This window comes from Thermosulfuriphilus sp., assembly GCF_054026695.1.
Window position 1 is genome coordinate 46,169 of sequence record NZ_JBPMLP010000045.1, and the last position, 23,972, is coordinate 70,140.

Annotated in this window: 22 protein-coding genes; 11 read left to right on the top strand and 11 right to left on the bottom strand. The window is 52.6% G+C overall.

The annotated features are described in order from the left end of the window. Positions 1-73: 73 nt before the first annotated feature. The 10 genes from xseA to ACXJJX_RS07660 all read left to right on the top strand — a co-directional run bounded on the left by xseA (position 74) and on the right by ACXJJX_RS07660 (position 10,198). Positions 74-1,342 (top strand): exodeoxyribonuclease VII large subunit, encoded by a 1,269-nt coding sequence (gene xseA / locus ACXJJX_RS07615; RefSeq protein ID WP_456433811.1) that lies wholly within the window; start codon positions 74-76, stop codon positions 1,340-1,342. Further along, entirely contained in the window at positions 1,315-2,187 is an 873-nt protein-coding gene (locus ACXJJX_RS07620; RefSeq protein ID WP_456433812.1) for a M23 family metallopeptidase, read from the top strand. The genes xseA and ACXJJX_RS07620 overlap by 28 nt, the downstream gene beginning before the upstream one ends. Then, positions 2,168-2,401 carry an exodeoxyribonuclease VII small subunit gene (gene xseB, locus ACXJJX_RS07625; RefSeq protein ID WP_456433813.1) on the top strand — a complete coding sequence of 78 codons (234 nt, stop codon included), beginning with the start codon at positions 2,168-2,170 and terminating at the stop codon, positions 2,399-2,401. The genes ACXJJX_RS07620 and xseB overlap by 20 nt, the downstream gene beginning before the upstream one ends. Then, on the top strand, positions 2,394-3,293 hold the full coding sequence (locus tag ACXJJX_RS07630) for a polyprenyl synthetase family protein (RefSeq protein WP_456433814.1): 900 nt from the start codon (positions 2,394-2,396) through the stop codon (positions 3,291-3,293). Before xseB ends, ACXJJX_RS07630 begins: the two co-directional genes overlap by 8 nt. Before the next feature lie 12 nt (positions 3,294-3,305). Next, positions 3,306-5,213 carry a 1-deoxy-D-xylulose-5-phosphate synthase gene (dxs, locus tag ACXJJX_RS07635; protein ID WP_456433815.1) on the top strand — a complete coding sequence of 636 codons (1,908 nt, stop codon included), beginning with the start codon at positions 3,306-3,308 and terminating at the stop codon, positions 5,211-5,213. Continuing rightward, positions 5,173-5,925: a TlyA family RNA methyltransferase gene (locus ACXJJX_RS07640; RefSeq protein ID WP_456433816.1), complete on the top strand. Its 753-nt coding sequence runs from the start codon at positions 5,173-5,175 to the stop codon at positions 5,923-5,925. The genes dxs and ACXJJX_RS07640 overlap by 41 nt, the downstream gene beginning before the upstream one ends. 128 nt (positions 5,926-6,053) lie before the next feature. Further along, positions 6,054-7,385 carry a sigma-70 family RNA polymerase sigma factor gene (locus ACXJJX_RS07645; protein WP_456433817.1) on the top strand — a complete coding sequence of 444 codons (1,332 nt, stop codon included), beginning with the start codon at positions 6,054-6,056 and terminating at the stop codon, positions 7,383-7,385. Positions 7,386-7,588: 203 nt separating this feature from the next. After that, positions 7,589-8,683: a cytochrome-c peroxidase gene (locus ACXJJX_RS07650; protein ID WP_456433818.1), complete on the top strand. Its 1,095-nt coding sequence runs from the start codon at positions 7,589-7,591 to the stop codon at positions 8,681-8,683. Between the two features lie 23 nt (positions 8,684-8,706). Beyond that, positions 8,707-9,786, top strand: coding sequence for a metallophosphoesterase (locus tag ACXJJX_RS07655; RefSeq protein WP_456433819.1), 1,080 nt, complete (start codon positions 8,707-8,709; stop codon positions 9,784-9,786). A gap of 16 nt (positions 9,787-9,802) precedes the next feature. Beyond that, complete coding sequence (locus tag ACXJJX_RS07660) at positions 9,803-10,198, top strand: c-type cytochrome (RefSeq protein ID WP_456433820.1); 396 nt, start codon at positions 9,803-9,805, stop codon at positions 10,196-10,198. Between the two features lie 62 nt (positions 10,199-10,260). Here ACXJJX_RS07660 and secD read toward each other — a convergent pair whose 3' ends face one another. Beyond that, positions 10,261-12,840 (bottom strand): protein translocase subunit SecD, encoded by a 2,580-nt coding sequence (gene secD, locus ACXJJX_RS07665; RefSeq protein WP_456433821.1) that lies wholly within the window; start codon positions 12,838-12,840, stop codon positions 10,261-10,263. A 118-nt stretch (positions 12,841-12,958) separates the two neighbouring features. On the opposite strand from secD, the gene ACXJJX_RS07670 reads away from it, so the two are divergent. Continuing rightward, positions 12,959-13,195, top strand: coding sequence for a PGPGW domain-containing protein (locus tag ACXJJX_RS07670; RefSeq protein WP_456433822.1), 237 nt, complete (start codon positions 12,959-12,961; stop codon positions 13,193-13,195). On the opposite strand, the gene ACXJJX_RS07675 is transcribed toward ACXJJX_RS07670, so the two are convergent. From ACXJJX_RS07675 to holB, 10 genes are read right to left on the bottom strand one after another with little or no spacing between them, the layout of a single operon-like run. Continuing rightward, a complete protein-coding gene (locus ACXJJX_RS07675; RefSeq protein ID WP_456433823.1) occupies positions 13,162-14,112 on the bottom strand; it encodes a calcium/sodium antiporter in 951 nt (316 codons plus the stop codon). The genes ACXJJX_RS07670 and ACXJJX_RS07675 overlap by 34 nt on opposite strands. Further along, positions 14,109-16,742 carry a cation-translocating P-type ATPase gene (locus ACXJJX_RS07680; RefSeq protein WP_456433824.1) on the bottom strand — a complete coding sequence of 878 codons (2,634 nt, stop codon included), beginning with the start codon at positions 16,740-16,742 and terminating at the stop codon, positions 14,109-14,111. The genes ACXJJX_RS07675 and ACXJJX_RS07680 overlap by 4 nt, the downstream gene beginning before the upstream one ends. After that, positions 16,742-17,269 carry an NUDIX hydrolase gene (locus ACXJJX_RS07685; protein WP_456433825.1) on the bottom strand — a complete coding sequence of 176 codons (528 nt, stop codon included), beginning with the start codon at positions 17,267-17,269 and terminating at the stop codon, positions 16,742-16,744. Before ACXJJX_RS07685 ends, ACXJJX_RS07680 begins: the two co-directional genes overlap by 1 nt. Further along, on the bottom strand, positions 17,251-17,808 hold the full coding sequence (locus tag ACXJJX_RS07690) for a class I SAM-dependent methyltransferase (protein ID WP_456433826.1): 558 nt from the start codon (positions 17,806-17,808) through the stop codon (positions 17,251-17,253). Before ACXJJX_RS07690 ends, ACXJJX_RS07685 begins: the two co-directional genes overlap by 19 nt. Beyond that, positions 17,805-18,509 (bottom strand): segregation and condensation protein A, encoded by a 705-nt coding sequence (locus ACXJJX_RS07695; protein ID WP_456433827.1) that lies wholly within the window; start codon positions 18,507-18,509, stop codon positions 17,805-17,807. The genes ACXJJX_RS07690 and ACXJJX_RS07695 overlap by 4 nt, the downstream gene beginning before the upstream one ends. A gap of 11 nt (positions 18,510-18,520) precedes the next feature. Continuing rightward, a complete protein-coding gene (gene trpS, locus ACXJJX_RS07700; RefSeq protein ID WP_456433938.1) occupies positions 18,521-19,513 on the bottom strand; it encodes a tryptophan--tRNA ligase in 993 nt (330 codons plus the stop codon). 19 nt (positions 19,514-19,532) lie between these two features. Further along, positions 19,533-20,189: a site-2 protease family protein gene (locus ACXJJX_RS07705; protein WP_456433828.1), complete on the bottom strand. Its 657-nt coding sequence runs from the start codon at positions 20,187-20,189 to the stop codon at positions 19,533-19,535. Then, positions 20,186-22,087, bottom strand: a complete 1,902-nt coding sequence (gene metG / locus ACXJJX_RS07710; RefSeq protein ID WP_456433829.1) for a methionine--tRNA ligase — start codon at positions 22,085-22,087, stop codon at positions 20,186-20,188. The genes ACXJJX_RS07705 and metG overlap by 4 nt, the downstream gene beginning before the upstream one ends. Beyond that, complete coding sequence (locus tag ACXJJX_RS07715; protein WP_456433830.1) at positions 22,087-23,001, bottom strand: PSP1 domain-containing protein; 915 nt, start codon at positions 22,999-23,001, stop codon at positions 22,087-22,089. Before ACXJJX_RS07715 ends, metG begins: the two co-directional genes overlap by 1 nt. Positions 23,002-23,025: 24 nt before the next feature. Next, entirely contained in the window at positions 23,026-23,922 is an 897-nt protein-coding gene (holB, locus tag ACXJJX_RS07720) for a DNA polymerase III subunit delta' (protein WP_456433831.1), read from the bottom strand. Positions 23,923-23,972: the final 50 nt, after the last annotated feature.

The window sequence follows — 23,972 nt, forward strand, 5'->3', positions numbered from 1 at the left end:
TTCGGGTTTACTATCGTTTTGCTTTGGGCTAACTTTCGGCAAAAGACTATAAGGTCTGCGGGCCAGAAAAACAATGCCAGATTCCTCTAAAGAGAGCTTCTTAAACGCCTTCCCCTCAAGGGTTGAAGATGTTGGGGCCCTGGAAGACCTTGGGACCAGGGTCTTTACTGTCTCGCAGCTGACCGGTCTCCTTAAGGATCTGTTGGAGACGGCATTTCCCTTTGTCTGGGTCGAAGGGGAGATCTCTAATCTTCGTATACCGTCATCAGGCCATGTGTACTTCTCCCTTAAGGACGAGGCTGCCCAGATCAAGGTTGTCCTCTTTCGGAGAGAGGCCTCTCGGCTTCATTTCTCCCTTCGAGATGGTCTCAAGGTTGTTTGCCTGGGAAGGCTGACTCTTTATGAGCCCCGGGGTGAGTATCAGATTGTGGCCAATATTATAGAGCCTCGGGGCACTGGGGCTCTGATGGTAGCCTTTGAGGAACTGAAAGAGCGCCTGCGCCGGGAGGGGCTCTTCGATCGTTCCCGGAAGCGTCCTCTTCCGCTGGTTCCAGGTCGGGTGGGGCTTATCACTTCCCCCTCAGGGGCAGCGGTCCATGATTTCCTAAGAACCTCTAAGGGGCGTTTCCTCGGGGCCTGGATCACTATCTATCCAGTCAAAGTCCAGGGGGAGGAAGCTCCGGCGGAAATATGTCAAGCTCTGGCCTTCTTTAATCTGGAATGTCCGGTAGACGTAATTGTCATTTGTCGGGGAGGAGGATCCATTGAAGATCTCTGGGCCTTCAATGAGGAGGTGGTTGCCAGAGCCGTGGCCGCTAGCCGGATTCCTGTGGTTTCAGCTGTAGGACACGAGGTGGACTTTACCATCTGCGACTTTGTGGCTGATCATCGGGCCCCTACTCCTACGGCAGCAGCTCAACTAGTTTTTCCAGATATGAACGAGCTTAGGGACCGTCTGTTGAATCTTGAATACCGGCTTAAAGCCCTCTTTGACAGACGCCTTGAGGCGGCCACCAGGGCCTTAGAATTGCTTTCTCTAAGGCTGAAAGATCCCCGCCGTCGCCTAATTGAAAAAAGGCTTCGTCTTGAGGCCTTGACTAGGGATCTTGAACGTCTCGTTTTTAAGGGGCTGGCCGAAAAAAAATCTCAACTGGCCAGAGTAGATCGGCATCTTGAGGCCCTGAGCCCTTATAAGGTTCTGGCTCGAGGCTATAGTCTGGTGGAGATTCTGCCCTCTGGGCGTCTTCTTACCGAGGCCATCCAGGTCTGTCCTGGCGATAGATTAAGGATCCGGCTTAAGCGAGGGAAGGTCATATGTCACGTCTTGGAATCATCTCCTTGATTCTGGGAGGTCTTTTTCTCTGGAAGAGCTCTCTTCTGGCCCTTGATCTCCCCAAGGAGGTTGGACCTGGAGATGTTTTTTTATTGAGTGTTGCCGGTCAGGCTGAGAAGGCCTGTCTTCTGGGGTACTGTTTTCCCCTGGCCCGGCTTTCGGATCGAAGTGTCGGTTTTATAGGGATTCCTTACGGGGCCTCGGAGGGAGAAACCAGTCTGGAAATCTGTTTTACTTCTGGGAGTAAGAAGAGGGTTAGTCTTAAAATCAGGGCCCGTTTATTTCCAGAAGAACATCTCAAATTACCCCAAAAGATGGTCACCTTCGATCTTGAGACCTTGGACCGGATCAAGAAAGAAAGGGTCCTTTTGCGGCAGGTCCTTGAGCCGGTAAGTAGGGATTATTTTTACCTGGGGCCCTTTGTCCCTCCGGTGGATGGACGGATATCAAGTCCCTTTGGCCTCAAACGGATCCTCAACGGACAGCCCAGAAGCCCTCATATGGGAGTCGATTTTGCTGCTCGCCAGGGGAGCCCAGTGGTTGCCTTTGGAACCGGGAAGGTGGTCCTGGTGAGGGACTTTTATCTCTCTGGGCTCACCGTAGTTATTGATCACGGTCTGGGACTCTACAGTATCTATTGCCATCTGGATAAAGCCCTGGTTACAGCGGGAGAAACGGTTACTGTCGGTCAGAGAATCGGGTTGGTGGGCAAAAGCGGGCGGGCCACTGGCCCCCATCTTCATTTTGGGGTCTCCCTGGTTGGGATCAGGGTCGATCCTTTAAGGCTACTTGAGCTTGGGGCTCCCGGGCTAAAACAAACCAAGGAGAGATCGCATGCAGCTAAAGGACTTTGAGGCTGGACTTAAGACCCTGGAGAAGATTGTTGCTGAATTGGAATCAGAGGGCCTAGGTCTTGAGGAATCATTGAAGAAGTTTGAAGAGGGAATTAAACTTTCTCGGGCCTTGAATCAGATGCTTGATGAGGCCGAGCGGCGGGTGGAACAGCTCATCCGTCAGCCTGACGGAAAGTTCGATTACATTCCCTTCCCTGAGGACCTAGGTGAATAAGTCTGGCCTTGTTCAGTATCTTTCCTCAACCAGGGCCTTGGTTGATGAGGCCCTCGATCGTTATCTTCCTCAACCCTCTGGGGGGGCAGCCAAGGTGGTTGAGGCCATGCGTTACAGTGTCTTTGCTGGTGGCAAGCGCTTAAGGCCTATCCTCCTTTTGGCAGCAGCGGCTACCCAAGACGATGATCAACGTCCCTATCTACCAGCAGCCTGTGCTTTGGAGTGCATCCATACCTACTCTCTTATCCACGATGATCTTCCGGCCATGGATGATGATGATCTCCGTCGGGGCAGGCCAACCTGCCATAAGGTCTTCGGGGAGGCTCTAGCTATTTTGGCCGGTGATGGTCTTCTGACTTTGGCCTTTGAGCTCTTGAGCTCCCCAGATCTCATCCAAAGGGCCGGGGCCGAAAGGGTCCTTGAAACCATCTCCCTGATTGCCCAGGCAGCCGGGGTCTCTGGTATGGTCGGTGGCCAGACGGCTGATATCCTGGCCGAAGGCAGAGAGATATCAGCCAAGGATCTGGAATTTATTCATCTTCACAAGACAGCAGCCCTCATTAAGGCCTCAGTAGTCTCAGGTGGGCTTCTGGCCGGGGCCGACAGTGACGGACTAAGGGCTCTTGAAATCTATGGGGAGAAGATCGGTCTGGCCTTTCAGATCGTCGATGATGTTCTCGATATCGTTGGGGATGAAAAGCTGTTGGGCAAACCAATAGGCTCTGATCTGCGTCGCCAGAAAAACACCTATCCACAGCTCTTTGGTCTAGAGGCGGCCAAGGCCAAAGCAAGAGAATTGATCTCTGAGGCCGAGGAGGCCCTTTTGTCCTTTGGCCCGCGGGGAGATGTCCTCCGGGCCATTGCCCGGTATATTGTAGAAAGAAATATGTGAGGTGGTCTGTCTATGGCCCGGATCCTTGACCGTATCGATACCCCTAAAGATCTCAAACAACTCCGTCTGCCCGAACTTCGGGAACTGGCCCGGGAGATAAGAGAAACGATTATCAACACCGTTGCCGAGACCGGAGGGCATCTGGCCCCTAATTTAGGCACGGTAGAGCTCACCCTGGCCATTCATTATGTCTTTGAGGCCCCGAAGGATCGCATCGTCTGGGATGTTGGTCACCAGGCTTATGCCCACAAGCTCCTGACTGGTCGGCGAGAATCCTTTCATACCTTGAGGACTTACGGTGGGATATCTGGTTTTCCAAAACGCTCCGAAAGCCCTTATGATGCCTTAGATACCGGGCATTCTTCAACCTCTATATCTGCTGGTCTGGGTATGGCGGTAGGGATGGAGCTTAAGGGTGAACCTGGTCGGGTGGTGGTCGTCATTGGCGATGGTTCTATGACGGCCGGTCTGGCCTTCGAGGGGTTAAATAATACCGGTCACCTTCGGAAGAATCTCATTGTCATCCTCAACGACAATGAGATGTCCATCTCCCCCAATGTAGGGGCCCTTTCGTCCTTTCTGTCTCGGAAGTTAACCGGCCGAGTGGCCACCCGAGTCAAAAAAGAGCTAGAGGGCTTTTTCCGCAACCTGCCCGGTGGAGATCAGATAGTTCATATCCTCAAAAAGAGCGAGGATTCTCTCAAAGGGTTCCTGACCCCGGGGATGCTCTTTGAGGCCCTTAACTTTGAGTATGTCGGCCCCCTTCCTGGCCACCGCCTCGATGTCCTTATCCCCACCTTGAAAAACGTCAAAGAGCTTGAAGGGCCAGTGCTGGTTCATGTCCTTACCAAGAAGGGCAAGGGGTATCCACCGGCAGAAGAGGAGCCGGAGCGGTTTCACGGGGTGGGCCCTTTTGATGTCAATACGGGGAGACCTCGACGCCATGGCCCTCGCCCCCCAGACTATACCCAGGTCTTTGGCCAGACCATGATCAGACTGGCTGAGGAAGAACCTCGTCTGGTAGCTATTACCGCGGCCATGCCCTCGGGGACAGGGCTTAAGGACTTTGGCCAGCGATTCCCGGAGCGTTTTTTTGATGTCGGCATCTGCGAGCAACACGCTGTCACCTTTGCCGCTGGTCTGGCCATTGAGGGCCTGATTCCGGTCTGTGCCATCTATTCCACCTTTCTCCAGCGTTCCTTTGATCAGATTATCCACGACGTCTGTCTCACCAGGCAACACGTGGTCTTTGCCCTGGATAGAGGGGGTATTGTCGGGGAGGATGGGCCTACCCACCAGGGCCAGTTTGATCTTTCCTATCTTCGGCTAATTCCCAATATGGTGGTCATGGCCCCCAAAGACGAAAACGAACTCCAACACATGCTCTATACAGCTATAAAATACGATGGTCCCATTGCTCTTCGTTATCCACGGGGCTCTGGGGTGGGGGTGAGTCTTGACTGGGAGCTGAATGTCCTGCCCATAGGTCGGGCCGAGGTCCTTAAAGAAGGTCAAGACCTTCTCCTTCTGGCCATTGGGGCCACTGTCTGGCCGGCCCTTAAAGCGGCTGAGGCCCTGGAAGCTGCAGGGGTCTCGGCCACGGTGGTCAATGCCCGGTTTGTCAAACCCCTTGATGAAGAGCTGATTTTAGATCTGGTTGTCACTCATAAGCGTCTTCTTACCGTTGAGGAAAACAGTCTTCTTGGTGGTTTCGGCTCGGCAGTAGCCGAGCTTCTGGTGGACAGAGGTCTTTTGATTCCCATGAGGCGTCTGGGGATTCCGGATATTTTCGTCGAGCACGGAGCTCCCTCCATTCTTCGTCAAAAACTAGGTCTTACGGCCTCTAAAATCCAAGAGGCGGCCCTAAAATTCTTGAGCAGTGAAGGCCCAAGGCTCATCTCCACGCCTGCGTCTCGATAAACTTCTGGTTGACCGCGGTCTTTTTGAAAGCCGTCAGAAGGCCCAGGCCGCCATTATGGCCGGGCAGATCTTGGTTGATGGCCAGATAATCGACAAACCTGGCACCAAGATCCCCTTGACCGCCGATATAAAGATACGCGGTCCGGCCTGCCCTTATGTTAGCCGGGGGGGACTCAAACTTGAGGCCGCCCTTAAAGCTTTTGGGATCCCCGTTTCCGGAAAGACGGCTCTTGATGTGGGAGCTTCTACCGGAGGCTTTACTGACTGCCTTTTGGATTATGGGGCGGCCAGGGTCTATGCTGTCGATGTCGGCTATGGTCAGCTTCACTGGCGTCTGAGGCAGGATCCACGGGTGGTGGTTCTGGAGAAGACCAATGCCCGTTACCTAACCATAGATGATCTAGGGGAAATGGTTGATCTGGCGGTCATTGATGTCTCGTTTATCTCCCTTACCAAAATTATCCCCGCCGTAAAGAATTTGGTTCGGTCAGGCGGTGACATTGTTGCCCTTATTAAACCCCAGTTTGAGGTGGGTAGGGGGGAGGTTGGCAAGAGAGGGGTGGTTCGCGATCCTGCCAAACATGAAAAGGTCATTGCCCGGCTTAGGGAATTCTTTGTCTCCTTGGCCCTTGAGGAAAAAGGACTTATTGATTCTCCCCTTAAGGGCCCTAAAGGAAATAAGGAGTTTTTGATTTGGCTCAAGGTTCCTTAAAGCTTAAAAAGTTAACAATAACTAGACAAAGAGATCCTAGAAACTTAACTTGATAGTTGCCGGGAACGATAAGAAATGTTATAAAACTCTTTCTGTCTAAAAATTAAAGACGGGTGGTGATTACCAGGATGGCTAAAAAGGACTCTACTAGGGCCAACAAAAAGGTCAAGGAAAGACTTTTAGAGGCCTCTCGGGGGGGGGCTCTTACCTATGAGGCCCTAAATGAGCTTTTGCCGGATGACATTAAGGATCCTCAGGAGATTGAAGAGATTTTCGATTTTCTCTTCCGGAATAACATCCAGGTTGTGGATGCTCCAGATGGCGAGGGTAGCAACGGTGCCTGGCTTCAGAAGGTGGAGCAGACCCAGCCAGCCCCAGTTGAGGAAGAGGCTCCCGAGGAAGAGGTCCATGAGACCGAGGAGATCACCAGTGCTTATCTTCGGGAGATGGGGCGCTATCCCCTGTTGACCCCTGAAAGGGAGGAGGAGCTTTCTCGGGTAATCCGTGGGGGATTTCAGTTTATCGTTAAATCTATAGAGGAACATCCTTCTAAGCTTCTGGAGCTTGAGGCCCTAAGGAAGCAGATTGCCCTCTGGCGCCACCGTGACCCAGGCCTCAAACCTAAAAAGAGCCATCTCAACTTTATGCTTCGGGGCCTGCGAGAGATTGCCAGGAAATACCCTCAAGACCGGGAAATGGCCGAGCTTTTGAGGGCGGTTGAGGCCCGGGCTCAGGATATAGAACGGGCTAAAGACGAGATGATCAAGGCCAATCTACGCTTGGTAGTCTCTATTGCTAAACGGTACATGAATCAGGGTCTTTCCCTGGCGGATCTTATCCAGGAGGGTAACCTGGGTCTGATGAGGGCTGTTTTTCGGTTTGACTACAGCAAGGGCAACAAGTTCTCTACCTATGCCAGCTGGTGGATCCGTCAGGCTATCACCAGGGCTATCCTCGACAAAACTCGGACTATCCGCCTTCCGGTCCACTTTTTGGAACTTCGAAGCCAGTTTTTCAAGGCATGGTACGAATTGGTCAAGGAGCTGGGGCGGGAACCCACCCCTGTTGAGATTGCCGAGCGTACCGGTCTTCCTCAGGAGAAGATCCTGGCCATCTTGGAGGCCAGCCGGGAACCAGTCTCTCTTGAGACTCCAGTCGGTGATGAGGACTCTACCTTGGGGGATTTTATCGAAAACCAGACCTCTCCCTCCCCTTACGAGAAAGTGCGGGACAAAGAGCTTACGGAAAAGATACGAAGCATTCTCTCTACGCTTTCACCTCGAGAGGAAAAGATCATCCGACTCCGCTTTGGTATCGGTGAGGATGGGGAATATACCCTAGAGGAGATTGGCAAGCGTTTTGGGGTCTCTCGGGAAAGGATCCGTCAGATAGAAAAGAAGGCCCTAAACCGCCTGCGCCACAATACCCGCCGCGATCACCTCAAACACTTCTTTGAATAGAATCAAAGGGGCTGGGGTACCCGGCCCCTTTTTCGTGTGAACTCGCATTTTGTTCCTTTCTAAAAATCCTCTTAAAAAACACTTGACCACGTTATTTGTTTTTGTTACTTAAAAATCAATTTAAATTAATAATTAAATTAAATAAATTATTGCCAGGTATTTTTTAAGAAAAAAACACAAAATTCCATGATATGGAGGGGTAGATGTTTATTACTTTGCTGATGGCCTTGTTTCTTTTTCTTTCGTCGATTACAGCCCTCTGGGCCCAACCGCCTTTAGGTCTGCCACCTGTGCCTGTGCCTGAAGACAATCCTATGTCTCCGGCCAAGGTGGCCTTAGGTAAGGCCCTTTTTGAGGATGTCCGTTTTAGTGCTGATAAAAGTATCAGTTGTGCTACCTGCCATAAGCCAGAGAGGGTCTTTGTCGATGGTCTTCCGGTGGCCAAGGGAATAAAAGGACTTCTGGGCACCCGGAACACTCCCACGGTGGTAAATGCCGTCTATTATGATACCCAGTTCTGGGATGGTCGTCGTAAGACCCTGGAAGAGCAGGCCAAGGATCCGCTTATTAATCCAGTAGAACACGGTTTAACTAGCCATCTTCAGGTAGTTGAGGTTGTCCGCCAAGATCCGGACTACCTCCGCCAGTTCAAAGAGGTCTTCGGGGTAGAGCCTCAGGAGATCACCATTGATCATGTCGCTAAGGCCATTGCCGCCTTTGAGCGGACAGTGATCTCGGGCAACTCGCCTTTTGACCGTTATCTTTACGGTGGGGACGAAACGGCTCTTTCGGCGGCCGCCAAAAGGGGTTTTGAGATCTTTAAGGGCAAAGGGCGTTGTCAGAGCTGTCATACTATTGGTGAGGAATATGCCATCTTTACGGACAACAAATTTCACAATCTTGGAGTTGGTTTTCAGAAGATTGCCCCGCGCCTGAGGGAAATCGTCAACGAATACCGGCGTCTGAAGCTCTCGGGGGCCTCTTTGGACGAGGTTGTTCTTGACAAGGTCGAGATTTCAGAACTGGGGCGCTTTGCTGTCACCCTGAATCTTTCGGACCTTGGAGCCTTCAAGACACCGACCTTGAGGAATGTGGCTGTCACCGGCTCCTATATGCATGATGGAAGTCTCGAGACCCTAGAGGAGGTCATTGAGCTCTACAATCAGGGCGGAGAGAAGAATCCTTTTCTGGCCAGCGGCATCCGGCCTCTTAATCTTACAGAACAAGAGAAGGCTGATCTGGTGGAATTTTTAAAGAGTCTTACTAGCCCAGAGTATGAACATCTTCTCAAGGACTAAATATCCAAGAAAGGAGTTTTTCTATGAAGAAGAAAAAAGGCTTTAGCCGGCGGGCGTTTTTGAAGAAGGCCGGTCTGCTTACCGCAGCCGGTGCCCTGCCCCTTAATCTGGTAGAGGTAGTCTGGGGACAGGGAAAGGGAGAAAAGTTCACTTTTGCCTGCATCTCTGATGCCCATCTTACCCACATCAAGGGGACTAAGTTCGTCAGAAATTTTGACGAAGGCCTGAAAAAGGCTGTGGCCGAGGTCAACTTCATGTGGCCCCGACCTGATTTTGTGGTCTTTGGGGGAGATCTAGCCCAGCTTGGCAAACGTGAAGAGATAGATCATGGTCTGGAAATCCTCTCCCAGATAGATGTGCCTATCAAATTCGTCATCGGGGAGCATGATTACTATCTTGATCTTGGTCAGTACTGGGAGCAGAAGGTCAGCAAACTCTACTATAGCTTTGACCATAAAGGGGTCCATTTTGTGGTCTTAAATAGCATTCTCACCTATGAAGACTGGATGAAAAGATGGTCCTCTCCTGAGGAGAGGATGAACCAGATGGCTCGTCTGGATAATCCCCATGGATCTCCTTTTATGGTTGGTGAGTCCCAGCGGGAATGGCTTAGAAGAGATCTGGCCAAGGTCAGCCCAGAGACCCCGGTGGTTGTCCTCTCTCACTCACCCCTTTATAAAATCTTCAAACCCTGGAATTTCTGGACTGATGACGCCGAGGCTGTTCAAGAGATCCTCAAGCCTTTTAAAAAGGTCACGGTTCTTCATGGTCACGTCCATCAGATACTCTACAACCAGATTGGCAATGTCAGTTTTTATGCCTTTATGTCTACGGCTTGGCCCTGGCCCTATCCAGTCTCTTATACCCAGAGACCTAATGCCGTGCCCAAGATGACGGTCTTCATGAACCGGGCTGATCCCTTCCATGAGCGGGATGGCACCGGCTGGTCTTATGTAGATCTGGAAAGCGGTCGGGCTATTCATCACTATCAGCTCTGGGAAAATACCCCCAGAAAGGTCTATTTTGATGAAAAGGCTGGTCATCCGGTGGACTCCCAGTATCAGGATCCTCAAAAGAGGATTCCGCCACAGGAACACTACTAAACAAGGGGGTTAGATTATGCTTAAAAAGCTGGGATTTATTCTTTTAGCCTTGGTGGCCTTGGTCTCATATGGGAAAGCAGACGAATTTACCAAAGAAGATCTTAAGACCTGGCAGGAGGCCTTCATGAAAGTGGTCAATGAGGGAGAGCGTCTTTTCCATCGCCCCTTGGGTACCAATAAGGTCTCCTGTGATATGTGTCATCCTAACGGGAGCAATATCCATCCAGAGACCTACCCCAAGTTTCAGAAACAGCTGGGCAAGGTGGCCACCTTACGGGAGATGATCAACTGGTGTATAGAGAATCCCTTAGAGGGTAAGGGATTAGCCCTTGATGATCCCCGGATGATTGCCCTTGAGGCCTACATAACCTGGGAGAGGCGAGGAGTTCCTCTGGCCCCTGGGAAACACTAAGTTTTTTAGCCCAAAGGATCAGGCAAAAAGAGGAAGGCCCCCTGGCCTTCCTCTTTTTATTTTTAGCCCAACCTTGGGGTTTCGCCTCGGCGCCAAAGATAGACAATGGGGCTGGCTACAAAGACCGAGGAATAGGTTCCGACCATCACGCCTAAGATAAGGGAAAGGGCAAAGTCTTTTAAGACAATCCCACCGAAGAAAAAGAGGGATAAGAGGACTAAAAGGGTGGTCAGAGAGGTTATGATGGTCCGGGCCAACATCTCATTGATACTCTTGTTTATGATCTGGGCAAAGGAGAGTCGTCCTCGATGCTGACGGATGTTTTCCCGGATTCGATCAAAGACAACCACGGTGTCTGTCAGGGAGTAGCCAGCCAGGGTTAGCAGGGCGGTGACGATAAGCAAAGAGATTTCCCGGTCAAGGAGATATAGAAGCCCCAGGACTACCAGGACATCGTGAAAGGTGGCCGCTGCTGCCGCTACCCCAAAGCTCACGTCAAAGCGGAAGGCCAAATAGAGAATGATGCCGGCCAGCGAGATGGAAATGGCGATGATGGCCTTTCTTTTGAGTTCCTGGCTGATGGCCGACCCAATCTCACTTTTGCTCTCCAGCCGGAAGTGGTGCTCCGGAAAGTTTTCTTCAAGGCTCTGGCGAAGCTTGGCCTCCAGATCACCTACAGTTTCATCCTGATGTTTGACCTTGACGATGAGGAGATTCTCCCCTTTTACCTCTTGGAGCTGGTAGCCAGTGATGCCGGCCTTATCTAAAACCTTACGGATAGCCTCAAGATCAAAGGCCTTCTCCGCCCGGTAGTAGGCCATGGTCCCGCCGGCAAAATCCACCCCCAAGTTGGCTCGCCCCAGGCTTATCTGGACAAAGGCCAGAAGTCCAAGGGCTACTAGAATCCCCGAGATTCCAAAGGCCACCTTACGGAAGCCCATAAAATCAATCTGGGGATTCTTGACGATCTGGAGGAAGTTGATCTTTGGAGTCCGGCCTCGGCTAATGAGCCAGTCATAGACCAGTCTGGTGGCAAAAATGGCGGTGAAGAGATTAATAACAATACCTGCCGAAAGGGTGACGGCAAAACCTTTGATTGGTCCTGTCCCGAAGAGAAAAAGGGCCAAAGCGGTGATAAGGGTAGTCACGTGGGCATCGACAATGGTCCAGAAGGCCTTATCATAGCCGCCACAGATGGCCGCCCGAGGGGGTTTGCCTAAGGCCATTTCCTCCCGCATCCGTTCGAAGATGAGGACGTTTGAGTCTACCCCCATGCCCATGGTCAAGATGATACCGGCGATTCCAGGCAGGGTGAGTGTGGCTCTAAAGAGGGAGAGAACTGCCAGAAGAAAGACTATGTTTAAGAAAAGAGCTACATCGGCCACCAGGCCCGAGAAACGGTAGTAGATGATCATGAAGACGATCACCAGGCTGGCCCCAATGATCCCGGATATGAGCCCTTTACGGATAGAATCAGCCCCCATGCTGGGGCCTACGGTGATGTTCTCGATGACCTTGACAGGGGCTGGCAAGGCTCCGGCCCGGAGGACAATGGCCAGATCCGAGGCTTCCTCATGGGTAAAGGCGCCCGAGATCTGGGCATGGCCTCCGGTGATCTTTTCTCTGATCACCGGGGCCGAACGAACAACGTCGTCAAGGACGATAGCCAGCCTTTTGCCGACATTTTCTTCGGTGATCCTCTCAAAGACCCTGGCCCCTCGATCGGTAAGTTCAAGGGCCACATAGGGCTCGTTGTAGGGGCCACCAATCCGGACATGGGCTGTCTTGACCATGTCGCCAGTCATAAGAGACTTCTTCTTGAGAAGGATCGGGGTCTTAGTGGTCCGACCGGTCCGGGGATCCCTTTCCACCAGGAAATAGACCTCGTCATCGGCAGGGATGTAGCCTTTCAGGGCCCGATTGACCTCTTCTCGGCTGGCCCCCGGCTTAAGGCGTCCTTCTTCGATGGCCTCTCTGATGAGTTTAGAGAGATTGATGCCAGCTTCATCGTCGACCAGCTTGAACTCCAGCTGGGCCGTTTGGCCGATGAGTTTAAGAGCTCGTTCTGGATCCTTTACCCCTGGAAGCTGGACAACGATCATATCCTCGCCTTGGCGGACAATAACTGGTTCGGCCACTCCGAATTGATCTATTCGATTGCGAATAATCTCCAAGGATTGGGCTACGGAGTTCTCCCGGATGAACTTCTCCCTTTCGGCCGAAAGCTTCAGGACTACCTGAGGAAACGTCTTGGCCTCATCGATGTTGACGATCTCAAGATCTGGGAAGTCCTCTTTGAGGATCTCCTTAAATCTGGCCAGGGCCTTTTTATTTGGAAGAGCAAAAACTATTTTACCGGGTTCGGATTCCTGGCGGACAACAGTGATGCCCTTGCGGGCCAGAACGTCCTTAAGGTCCCGGGCAGCAGCTTCGGTGGCGTTTTTGACGGCCTGGTCAATATCTACCTTAAGGACAAGGTGCATCCCTCCCTGAAGGTCCAGCCCTAACTTAAGCCCCTGACTGTAGAGATATTTCTTCCACCAGCCGGGAAGATTGGAATAAAAGGAAGGCAAGACAATAGCGATGGAGATCAGGGTAAGGACGAGGACAAGGGCAATCTTCCAACGTAACGCCTTAGGCATATGACCACTCCCGCTAGAAATTTCTTATTAAGGTCGTTTTTTCCTACTCCAGCAGGGTCTTCTTTTCAAGGGAAAACCAAGCTGGATTAAGGCGAAGATCTTCATTAAGTTTGCTTCTATGCGTCAGCTAAAGCGTCTGCTTAAGATCGTTATTGGCCTGATCCTGCTTCTGGTGGGCATCGCCATGATTGTCCTGCCAGGGCCGGCAACGGTAGTTATCCCCCTGGCCTTAGGTATACTCTCAAGCGAGCTCCCTTGGGCCAAAAAGCTCCTTGATTGGCTTAAAGAGCGGGTCAGCCCCTTGATAAGAAGGCTCAAACCCTATCTTTCCCGCAGGCCTAAGGTGGCCAAATAGATCAGATAAAGACAGAGAAAGAGAAAGCCTTTTTTGCGGTCAAGCTCATGGGTTTTCCCCAAAAAGAGGCTGACAAAGAGGGCCAAAGTGGCCACGACCACCATGGCAATATCGAGATTCAGGCTGCTCCTGAAGGGTATGGGAGAGATAGACGAGGTAGCCCCCAGGATCCAGAAGATATTAAAGATGTTTGAACCGACCACATTGCCTACAGCAATCTCTGTCTTCTTCCGAAAGGCGGCCACCACTGAGGTTACTAGTTCCGGAAGCGATGTTCCCAGGGCGACAATGGTCAGCCCGATAAAAGCCTGAGAGACCCTTAGAAGCTCCACCAACCCCCGAGCCCCATCGACGACCATGTTCCCTCCAAGGCCAAGTCCGGCTATTCCTCCTAGGGTCATCAGGAGGGCCAGAGGCCAAGGAAGAGATTTTACCCGGTAGTCAACCTCATCTTGGCGATCGAGCCCAAAGGCGTAGAAGAGAAAGATGGCAAAAAATGAGAGGAGAACCAGACCATCTGAGCGGGAGATCATAGAGGGCAGATCGTCAAAAAGACGATCATTGGCCATGAAAAAGAGGACCACCACCGCCAAGAGACTAAAGGGGATCTCCTTCCAGACGGTTCCCAGATGGATGGTCAGGGGATAGACCACGGCGGAAGTTCCCAGGATGAGGAGGATATTGGCTATATTTGATCCCAGGATGTTACCAATGGCCAGATCAGGGCTTTTCTTGACAGCAGCGATGACATTTACCAAAAGTTCTGGAGCAGAGGTCCCAAAGGCGACTACGGTGAGGCCAATAGCCCGCTCAGAGACTCGAAGCCTCTTGGCTAAAGAAGCAGCCCCTTCCACCAGAAAGTGCCCTCCAGATAGAAGAAGGGCAAATCCGCCGATGAGAAGAAGGATATCCTTCATTTTCTGCCCCTCTTCAAGCTCCGACTTAAAGCCTTCTCCAGCTCGATGAGAACGAAAAAGATCATCCCGGAGGTAAGGATTACCAACCATCCCAGGGGTTCAAAGGGCCTTACCGAGAAAATCTTGTTGAAGAAAGGCAGGTAGGTGAAAGCCAACTGGAAGATTAGGATGGCCAAAAGTCCAAGGACGACGGCCTGGTTCTGCCAGATATCACGTGGCGAGACAACTGGAGCCAGTAGTCTTCGGCAGTTAAGAAGATAGAAGGCCTCAAAGAAGACGATCATGTTTACGGCCAAGGCTCTGGCCTCTTCTACCTGGAGAGATTTCTTAAACCACCATTCAAATCCCCCCCAGGCAAAGGCGGCCATAAGGATGGAGACCAAGGCCATCCGCCTGATCAGGTAGCCCTCAAGAAGAGGGGCTTGGGGGGGCCGGGGAGGGCGATCCATGACTCCGGCCTCTCGGGGCTCGAAGGCCAAGGCCACAGCCAGGGCTACAGTGGTGACTAAATTGATCCAAAGAATATGGAGGGGGAGGACCGGGAGAGTAGTGGCCAAAGCAATGGCTCCCAGGAGCAGAAGGCACTCTCCGCCGTTGGTGGGAAAGATAAAAAGAATGGTCTTCCTCAGGTTGTCAAAGACGGTGCGTCCTTCCTCTACGGCGGCCACTATACTGGCAAAGTTGTCATCGGTGATGACCATGTCCGAGGCCTCCTTGGCCACATCTGTCCCGCTACCCATGGCAATGCCGATATCGGCGGCCTTGAGGGCCGGGGCATCGTTGACCCCGTCTCCAGTCATGGCCACAATTTCCCTCTGGGCCTTTAAGGCCTGGACGAGTCGGAGTTTGATGGCCGGGGTGACCCGGGCAAAGATGTCTGTCTGCCGGGCGATTCGGGAGAATTCCTTCTCTTCAAGGTCTTCTAAGGCCCGCCCTTCAACTACCCGGCCTTTTAGACCGAGCTGGTGGCCAATGGCCTGGGCGGTGAGCGGATGATCACCGGTGGCCATTTTAACGGTGATTCCGGCCCGGTGGCAGAGGGAGATGGCCTCTGCTGCCTCTGGCCGGGCTGGATCTATCATGGCCAGAAGTCCTAGGAATCTCCAGCCCTTAGAAGAAACAGTCTTTTCGGTAAGTGGAGGAGAGAGTTTTCTTTCGGCCACAGCTAGTACCCGGAGCCCGGAGCGGGCCAACTCCTCCACCAGCCCAAAGAGTTCCTCTTCTCCAGTAAGGGGGAGGATCTTCTCAGGGGCCCCTTTGATGAAGGCCATCTCCTGGCCATCGATCTCATGAAGACTGACCATGAACTGGCGGTCCGAATCAAAGGGCAGAAGATCAAGGCGGGGAAAACGGGTCCGTAGTTCTTCATCAAGACCGGCCTTTCTGGCCACCACGATCAGGGCTCCCTCAGTAGGGTCGCCATCGATAAGCCACTGCCCCTCTTTCTCTATAAGGCTTGCTTGATTACAGAGCAGGCCGGCTAGAAGGAGCCTCTTGAGCTGGAGGTCAGCTTCAGCAGAGATGGCTTCCTTCCCAAGGAGAAGCCTTCCGTGGGGGGCATAACCAACCCCCTCAACCTTTATTTCCCTCCTGTCTGGCAGGATGATCTTCACCACGGTCATCTCATTGCGGGTAAGGGTTCCGGTCTTATCAGTGCAGATCACCGTAGTGCTTCCCAGAGTCTCTACTGAGGGGAGGTAGCGAATAATGGCTCCCCGGCGGGCCATTCTCTTGACCCCAATGGCCAGGGCCACGGTCATAATTACTGGAAGACCCTCTGGAATGGCCGAGACAGCTAGGGCCACGGCGGCCATAAAGGATTCCTCAAAAGGCAGTTTGCGAAAATAGCCTAGAAGAAAGGTAAGAGCGGCAAAGGCCAGGATGGCAAAGGTGACCTTGCGGCTAAAGACCTCCAGTTTGCGAGTAAGGGGCGTCTTGGGGGTCTCGACAGTGGCCATCATCTTGGCAATCTGGCCAAACTCCGTGGCCTCTCCGGTGGCCACCACCAAGGCCTGTCCCTCACCGGCCACCACCAGGGTGCCCGAATAGACCATGTTACGCCTTTCGGCAAGAGGAGTCTCTGGGGGCAGGGGATCAGCGGTCTTTTCTACCGGGAGGGATTCTCCGGTAAGGGCCGCCTCGTTAGTCAAAAGCCCCTTGGTCCAGATGACCCGAGCATCAGCAGGAACCTTGGCCCCGGCGGCCAGGGTAATCAAGTCGCCTGGAACGAGTTCCTCGGCCGGGATCACCTCTACTTGGCCCTCTCTTATTACCGTGGCCTTGGGGGAGAGCATTTCCTTTAAGGCCAGGAGAGCAGCCTCAGCCTGGCTCTCCTGGACAAAACCGATGACGGCATTGATGATGACCACGGCCATAATGACGGCGGCGTCGATAAATTCTCCTAGGGCCAAGCTTATCCCAGCGGTAGCCAGAAGTACGTAGATGAGGAGATCCCGAAACTGATCCAGAAAACGTAGCCAAGGGCTCCTTTGGGGGCCTGAGGGGAGACGATTGGGGCCGTATTGGGCCAGACGTCGCCGGACCTCTTGGTGACTTAACCCCCACTTAAGATCGGTCTTTAAGTGGGAGGCAGTCTCTTTGACCTTTAACGAATGCCAGTTGGATTCCATTATTCCGATTTCCTGAGAGCCTCTTGGTAAAGGGGCCAGAGGATTCGAAAGCAGGGGGTAAAGATCTGGGGTTCCTCTTTGAGGAGTTTTTCAACCTCACTTAAAGAGAAGAAACGTCCGTCCTCAAGTTCCCGGGGATTGGGACGAGGAGGCTTTTTGGTCTCTCCCCGGAAAAGGCAGACATGCTCCCAGCCCGTTTCTTCACAGGCCGGAAGCTTGAGGATAAGATCCAGATTACAGTTAAGCCCTAGTTCTTCAAGAAGTTCTCTCTTGGCTGCGATCATGTAGGGTTCTCCAGGTTCGACGTGACCAGCGGCAGAAGAGTCCCAGAAACCGGGGTGTTCGTCTTTATTTTTGGCCCTTTTTTGGAGATAAAGGCGCCCTTCTGGATCAAACAGAAAGATATGGACAGCGCGATGCATGAGCCTCTGCCGGTGAATCTCATCCCTGGCAAGTAGAGCCATCACTCGATCTTCTTCGTCACAGACCTCTAGCAACTCGGTGGTGCTCACCCGGTCCAATCGCATAACGACCTCCTCTTTTTATAAAAATATATGGGATCTTCGACCTTGATTATTTTCTCCGGCCTCCAGCCCGGCAGAGGAAAGTTACAGCTTATCACGGTGGCCCCTTCGGGGAGTTCCCGGTCGAGCTTTTCGGCCAGGGGCTTCATCAGGTCTGGGAAAAGATAGCAAAAGACCACTTCTGCCTCTGAGAGATCGACCTGCCAGAAATCCTCTCTCCGACAGACAACAGGGGCCCCCAAAAGGAGGGCCTTTAATCTGCATAAGAGATAAGCATAAGGATTTATTTCATAACCAATACCGCAGACTCCATATTTCTGCCAGGCGGCCAATAAAAAACGCCCGTCACCACAGCCCAGGTCATAAAGCCTGGTCCGGCCCTCCATAGGGACCTCTTTGAGAATGGCCTTTATCTTGGCTGAAGAGGTCCGGGTAAAGAGGGCCCCACCTGTCTTTTTGGCCACGGCGGCAGTGGAGACGGCGTAGGTAATCTTGAGCGCTGAAAGGGCCAAAAGAGGTGCCAGTAGCCATAAAAACTTCATCTTTTGACCACCTCTATCTCCCCAAAGGGTTCGACCTGGATGATAAAGATCCGTTCTTGCCTGGCCAGCTCAAGGAGGGCCAAAAAACAGGCAATAATTTCCACCCTGGAGGCCTCTTTTACAAAGGTCTTGAATAAAAGACGCCCCTTTAGGATAAGCTCATGCCAGATCTGATCGAGCTTTTCCTTCACTGAGACTTTGGCCAACCTTACCTCTAGGATCTCCGGAGGACGGTTCCGTTTGAGGAGATCTCTCAGAGCAGAGATGAGATCAAAAAGGGAGGCCTTGACCGGGGTTGGCCCCTGGTCGTATTCCTGGAGGCTGATTCCCCTGGGGAAGACATCGCGGTAAAGAACCGGACGCTCCTCAAGGGCCTCTGCTGCCTCCCGAAAACGTAGAAGTTCCACCAGCGGACGGACGATTTCCAGACGGGGATCTTCCTCCTCTGGGGGATCAGGCTTGGGGAGTAGCATACGGCTTTTGATGTGAAGAAGGGTGGCCGCCATGACCAGAAACTCGCCGGCTAGCTTGATGTCTAAAGTCTTCATAAACTCGAGGTATTCCAGATACTGACGGGTGATCTCAGCAATGGGAATATCATAGATGTTGAGACGATTTTCCCGGATAAGGTGAAGCAAAAGATCAAGAGGGCCTTCAAATTCTGGCAACCTCACCGGATAGAGGGCCAGTTGTTCGCCCATATCCTCTCCCGTCAGGGTCCAAAGATGCTCCGGCGGACTTCGGCCATGGTTTGGGCGGCAAATCTCTGGGCCCGCCGGCGTCCCTGCTGGATGATCTCCTCCAGAAGCCCTGGCTCGTTCTCTAATCTCTGGGCCCGCTCCCAGATGGGGCCAAGGCCCTCGATAACCTTTTCTGCCAGCTTTTGCTTGCACTGAACACAGCCGAGTTTGGCTGCCTTACAGGCAGATATAATCTCGGCTATCTCCTCCGGGCCAAAATAGAGCCGGTGGAGATGGAAGGCCACACAGCGGTTCTCCGGATCACCGGGATCGCTCTTCCGCGGACGATCAACGTCGGTGACCATCTGGGAGATCTTCTGCCGGACCACCTCCGGAGGATCGCTTAAAAAAATGGCGTTGCCGAAGGATTTGCTCATCTTCCGGCCATCTGTACCCGGGACCTTGGGAACCTCTGAGAGAATGGCCTCTGGGAGGGGAAAGACCTCGGTGCCGTAGAGATAATTGAAACGTCTGGCAATCTCCCTGGTGAGCTCGATATGAGGAAGCTGGTCGATGCCTACTGGAACTCGATGGGCCTTGTAGATGAGGATGTCGGCTGCCTGGAGCACTGGATAGCCTAGAAAGCCATAGGTGGAAAGATCCCGTTCTTTGAGTTGCTGGAGCATGTCTTTGTAAGTGGGATTTCGTTCCAGCCAGGAGACCGGGGTAATCATCGAGAAGAGAAGATGGAGTTCGGCATGTTCTTTGATCTCTGACTGGATGAATATGGTCGCCTTGGTAGGATCTATCCCCACCGAGAGCCAATCTATGAGAAGACGTCGGCTGTTGGCTCGAATGTCTCGGGAGTGGGCATAATCGGTGGTCAAGGCGTGCCAGTCGGCAACGAAGAAGAAACATTCGTATTCTTCCTGAAGGGCCTTCCAGTTTTCCAGGACTCCGTGAAGATGGCCTAGATGCAACGGACCAGTAGGTCTCATTCCCGAAAGAACACGTTTCTTCTCCACCATAGGTTACTCCTTGCCTTCAGATCTGTATCTGGCTGCCGAGGAGGAGGGCGCTTAGCCAAATAATTGGCGGCAATATAATTTTGTCGATAATGCCTGTAAAGACTAAGGCCAGGATGATAACAAAGCCTACCGGCTCAAGATAGGCGTAACGTCGGGCAAGATTAAATGGTAAAAGGCCATAAAGGATCTTGCTTCCGTCAAGGGGAGGAACGGGGAGAAGATTGAAGACAGCCAGGCCAATATTTATCTGGACGGCCAGATAAGCCATGAGAAATAGAGGCTTAAGGATGGCTGCGGCCAAGGGGGCCGAGACGGCCGAGAAGAGACCATATATTACTGGTCCAAGCCGAAGGACTGCGGCCAAGGCCACGGCCAGAAGAAGATTGGCCCCTGGGCCGGCCAGGGAGACCCAGATCATCCCCTGGCGGGGATTCCGAAAATAACGCGGATCCACGGGGATGGGTTTGGCCCAGCCGATGGCCTGGGTGAGGAAGAAGACCAGGGCTCCTAGGAGATCCAAATGCTTGAAAGGATTTAGGGTCAAGCGGCCCATCTTTTTGGCCGTCGGATCTCCCAAACGATAAGCCACATAACCATGGGCCAACTCGTGGACGGTAACCGCGGCCAGAATGGGCAGGATAAGGAGGACAATACGGAGAAGGATTTCGTTCACTTTACTTTGGCCCCCGGTTCAGCATCCTGGAGGGTGATAAGATGGAGTCCATTTTTATCCTCGGCTACAAGCATCATTCCCTGAGAGACAACTCCTCTTATTTTGGCCGGCTTGAGATTGGCGACGATGATAACCTTCTGGCCGATAAGGTCTTCGGGTCGGAAGTGTTGGGCAACTCCAGCGACAATGGTCCGTTCTTCTGGAGCCATGACTGTAAGTTTTAGGAGCCGATCGGCCTTGGGCACAGCTTCTGCGGCCACTATCTCGGCCACCCTGAGTTCAACCTTGGCAAAGTCATCGATGCTGATCAACGTCTCCTCCTTGACCTCCTTGGGAGAGGAAACTTCAGAATCCTTGGGCTTTTTACTGGCCTCGTCCTTGCGGGGAAAAAGGGCCGGCCCGCAGGTAGTCCTCCTCTGGGGTTTAAGGAGACCAAAAACCCTGGCCTTCTCTAGGGAAAGAGCCTCCTCGGCCTCAAGTCCCAAATAGGAAAGAAGCCTTCCAGCAGCTAGCGGCATTACTGGTGAGACCAAGATGGCCACAATCCGCAAGGTCTCCAGGAGATGGTAAAGGACGGTCTCTAGACGCTCCCGTTTTTCTGGATCTTTGGCCAACAGCCAGGGAGCCTCCTGGTCTATATATTTATTGGCTTTAGCGATAAGCTCAAAGACAGAGGCCAGAGCCCGATGGAACCGATAGGCTATCATCTCTTCTACATATCGGCTGACAGTTGAAAGGGCAGCCTCCCTTAGAGAGAGATCCTCGGCCTTAGGGATACCAGGGGTGGGGATCTCTGCCTGGTTGTATTTTCTCACCATGGTGAGACTTCTCTGGACCAGATTACCGAAGTCATTGGCCAGATCCGAGTTGAAGCGTCTCCGAAGGGCCTCAAGGGAAAAATTGGCATCAAGGCCAAAGGCCATCTCTCGCAGAAGAAAATAACGTAGACCATCGGCCCCGAACTGTTTTATGAGCTCTTCGGGCCGGACAATGTTGCCTAAGCTCTTGGACATCTTGGCCTCATTGACGTTCCAGTAGCCATGGACATGGAGACTTCGATAAGGTGGAAGCCCTGCGGCCCGAAGCATTGTCGGCCAGTATATACCATGAGGCTTGAGGATATCCTTGGCAATAATGTGGTGGGCCTCAGGCCAAAGGCGGGAGAAACGATCCTCATCCTCAGGCCAGCCAAGGCCAGAGACGTAGTTGATCAGAGCGTCAAACCAGACATAGGTGACGAAGGCATCATCAAAAGGTAACTCTATTCCCCAGGCAAGTCGGCTCTTGGGTCGGGAGATACAGAGATCTTCCAAGGGTTCTTTGAGGAAGGAAAGGACTTCATTGCGATAGCGCTCAGGGGTGATAAAGTCCGGATGCCTCTTAATATGATCTATCAGCCAGTCCTGATAGCGGCTCATCCTAAAGAAGTAGTTGGCTTCTTTAAGGTAAACTGGTTCAGTCTGATGATCAGGGCAGAGGCCATCGACAAGCTCCTTTTCGGTGAGGAATCTCTCACAGCCAAAGCAATAATGTCCCCCATATTCACCAAAATAGATGTCTCCGGCCTCATAGACCTTCTCCAAGAATCGTTTTACGGCCAGTTTGTGCGATTTGTCAGTGGTGCGGATGAAGTTGTCGTAGTCTATATGGAGTTTGGGCCAGAGGTTGCGGAAGGCCTGGCTCATCTTATCTACATAGTCTTGAGGACTGAGTCCAGCCTTACTTGCTGCCTGGACGATCTTGTCTCCGTGTTCATCTGTGCCCGTCTGAAAGAAGACCTCCTCTCCGGCCAGACGGAAAAAACGGGCCACTACATCGGCCACGATAGTTGTGTAGGCGTGTCCGAGATGGGGTTCAGCGTTTACGTAATAGATAGGAGTGGTAACGTAGTAGGGCATCAGCCTTCCTCCTTGGGGCGAACCTGTTCAATGGGGATGTCCACCTCACGACCATCCTGAAGCTCGAGGGTGACCGTACGTCTGAAGATATTGTGCCGGATCACCTTCCCCTCTCCCTGGGGGCAGAGATAACGTTTGCCAAACTTGGGCATCTCCTTCTTAAGATCTAGGTAGACCTGATGTTCGTAGACTAAGCAACATAGCAGACGGCCACAGATCCCTGAGATTTTGTTAGGGTTAAGGGGGAGGCTCTGCTCTTTAGCCATCCGGATGGAGACGGCGTCAAAGTCCCGGATGAAGCTGGCGCAACAGAGCTCCCTTCCGCAGGTTCCCAGGCCTCCGAGCATCTTTGCCTCGTGCCGGACACCAATCTGGCGCATCTCTATCCGGCTCCTCAGCTCTCGAACAAGTTCTTTTACCAGCTGACGGAAATCCACCCGGCCATCGGCAGTGTAGTAAAAGATGATTTTGCTTCCATCAAAAAGTCTCTCCACCCGGGTGAGTTTCATCTCTAGGCCCAGTTCTTTTATCTTGGCTTCGCAGACATCCCAGGCCTGATCCTCCAGGGCCAGGTTTTTATGATAACGCTTGATCTCCTTAGGAGTGGCCCTCCGCAGGACTGTTGGTAGGCTTCCGTTGAGCCCGGGGTAGAAGATGGGTTCGAGTACCACTTGTCCTACTTCAGGCCCATAAAGGCCCTCAACCAGAACCCAGTCTCCAGGGGCCAGGAGAAGGTCTTTGGCATCGAAATGGGAGGTGGGAAGCTCAGGACGGAGCCTGATTTCAACTACCCGCAGACCGCCGTTTCTCTGGGGAATTTGGGCCTTGATCTCCCTGGCCTCAGTCTGTCCTTTAGGGTTTGAAGGGCGTTTTTTGTCGCCCAGAAGTTTCTTGTTGGCCTTTTTGTTGCCCATAATTTGATCAAGATACCATGACCCTTAAAGCCTCGAAAGACGCAAGGCCAGGGCCTCTGCAACTAGACGGGGATTGCCTTGATGTTCTAGGCCCCAGATGGCCTCTTCAATAAGGGTTATCATCTCAGGTAGACGCTTATCTTCGGCCTCAAGAAGTTCTTCCCTTAAAAGCAAGGCCCAGGATTTAAGAATACTGATCATCTCTTCCCGGCTGCCGTCTATTCTGCTCGCCAGACGAAAGGCCTCAACCGGAGAGGCCCCCCAAAGGGCCTTTATCTGGGAGAAGGTCTCTCGAACCTTCTTCAAGCCTTCTGGTCCCAGGCTCATAGCTGCCCCCGGACTTCCCAGGGAAACCTTGGCCCCAAGGTGAGCATCCTCTGGGGGCAGACCCTGGTTGATGAGGACCTCTTCGGCCTCTTGGAGACAGAGGGGGCCGAAATAAAGACGCTGGCATCGGGAGACAATCGTTGGCAAAAGATCCTCGATTTTAGGGGCTACCATGACAAAATGGGTGCCCTGAGGAGGCTCCTCAAGGATTTTGAGCAGGGCATTGGCCGCCTCTCGCCCTAGCCTCTGGGCTTCATCGATAAGTACCAACCTCCTCTGACCCTCAAGGGGGGCAAAAGAGAGTTGTTCCTGGAGATTCCTGATATCGGCGATCCGGATCTGGACCCCTTGGGGCCTGATGAGGATAAAGTCTGGATGGGTTTGGTGGATCATCTTAAGACATGAGGGGCACTGGCCACATCCAGATCCCTCCTTGCAGAGGAGGATCTGGGCTAGGGCCTGGGCACAGGTGGCCTTACCGACCCCTGCCGGTCCGTAGAAGAGATAGGCCTGAGCGATCTGCCCTTGCTTCAGGGCCCTTTGAAGATGGGCCAGAGGACGTTGATGACCGATAATCTTACTGAAAGGACCCATGGTCTCTAAAGTTAACTTGTTTTTGGTTTCCTTTTCCAGAGGTCTTGTCT